A 1145-nucleotide genomic window follows, 5' to 3' on the forward strand; every position below is an offset into this window, starting at 1 on the left:
TCTTTAAAAGATGGGTTAATAATGATTAGAGATGAGTATGGTAAAGAGTAAATCCTTGCTGGGGGGGCGACATGCAATCTGACATCGATACTGGCTAATAATTTCAGCCCATAAGGTATAAAAAAATACATGCTGTTTTGGGCAGACCTTGGACGTAGTTATAAGGGTCCGGATCTTCATGACAATGAAAGGAGGGTCAATTGGCGACTGTATCGAGTATGAGCTCATTGGCATCAAAGCTTTATATAGTCAGATTTTGAGAGCTGATGTCGCCCCTGAAGCGACTCAACACACTTAAACGTGTATTCTTAGGTTCCCAAATTTCCTAACTGACCAATTTATGTCAACAATAATAATTAAAGCAGTGTATGAAAAATTTGAGAGTAATCCCTGATGTCTAGTACAACATTTGGACTCCACGGTAAGCTTTATGAGTACTTTCACTCAGTTTCTTTACGAGAAGCGGAAATTTTGACTCAACTCAGACAAGAAACCGCACAACATCCTATGGGTGTAATGCAGATTGCCCCAGAACAGGGGCAGTTTATGGCACTACTGATACAGCTAATGGAGGCAAAGAAAACTCTGGATATAGGAGTATTTACAGGGTATAGTTCTCTAGTAGTAGCATTAGCATTACCACCAGATGGTAAAGTAGTCGCTTGCGATACTAGTGAAGAGTATACTGCGATCGCTCGTCGCTACTGGCAAATGGCAGGAGTGGCTGAAAAAATTGATCTCCACATTGCACCAGCATTGGAAACTCTAGACAGTTTACTAGCAGACTTTCAAGGTGGTACATTTGATTTTGCCTTCATTGATGCTGATAAAGCTAACTATGATAGCTACTATGAGCGTTCCCTTGAATTAGTTCGCCCAGGTGGACTAATTTTAATCGATAATGTGCTCTGGTTAGGTAAGGTAGCAGATCCGGAAATAACAGATAATAGAACCGAGTCTATTCGTGCTCTTAATCAGAAAATCCAACAAGATCAAAGAGTAACTATTAGTCTGGTACCGATCGCTGACGGCTTAACCCTAGCGCTGAAACGTCCTTAGAGAACCAGGGTAAGGGCAAGAATAAATCAGGAGGCATTATTATCAACAATATTGATAAAACAGTGCGATAGTCCTGAGAATCAAGG

At 40.8% G+C, this 1145-nt stretch carries 1 protein-coding gene; it reads left to right on the forward strand.

What is annotated here, in order from left to right; all coding sequences use genetic code 11:
* The first annotated feature begins 393 nt into the window (after window positions 1–393).
* Window positions 394–1059 carry a class I SAM-dependent methyltransferase gene (locus F6K38_RS42660; RefSeq protein WP_287253453.1) on the forward strand — a complete coding sequence of 222 codons (666 nt, stop codon included), beginning with the start codon at window positions 394–396 and terminating at the stop codon, window positions 1057–1059.
* Window positions 1060–1145 lie beyond the last annotated feature (86 nt).

Origin of the sequence: Moorena sp. SIO3B2 (assembly GCF_010692525.1) — a bacterium.
GTDB classification, from domain to species: Bacteria; Cyanobacteriota; Cyanobacteriia; order Cyanobacteriales; family Coleofasciculaceae; genus Moorena; species Moorena producens.

Excerpts from the sequence above, each read along its gene's own strand:
- F6K38_RS42660 (WP_287253453.1), top strand. The coding sequence starts at position 394 with ATGTCTAGTACAACATTTGGACTCCACGGTAAGCTTTATGAGTACTTT.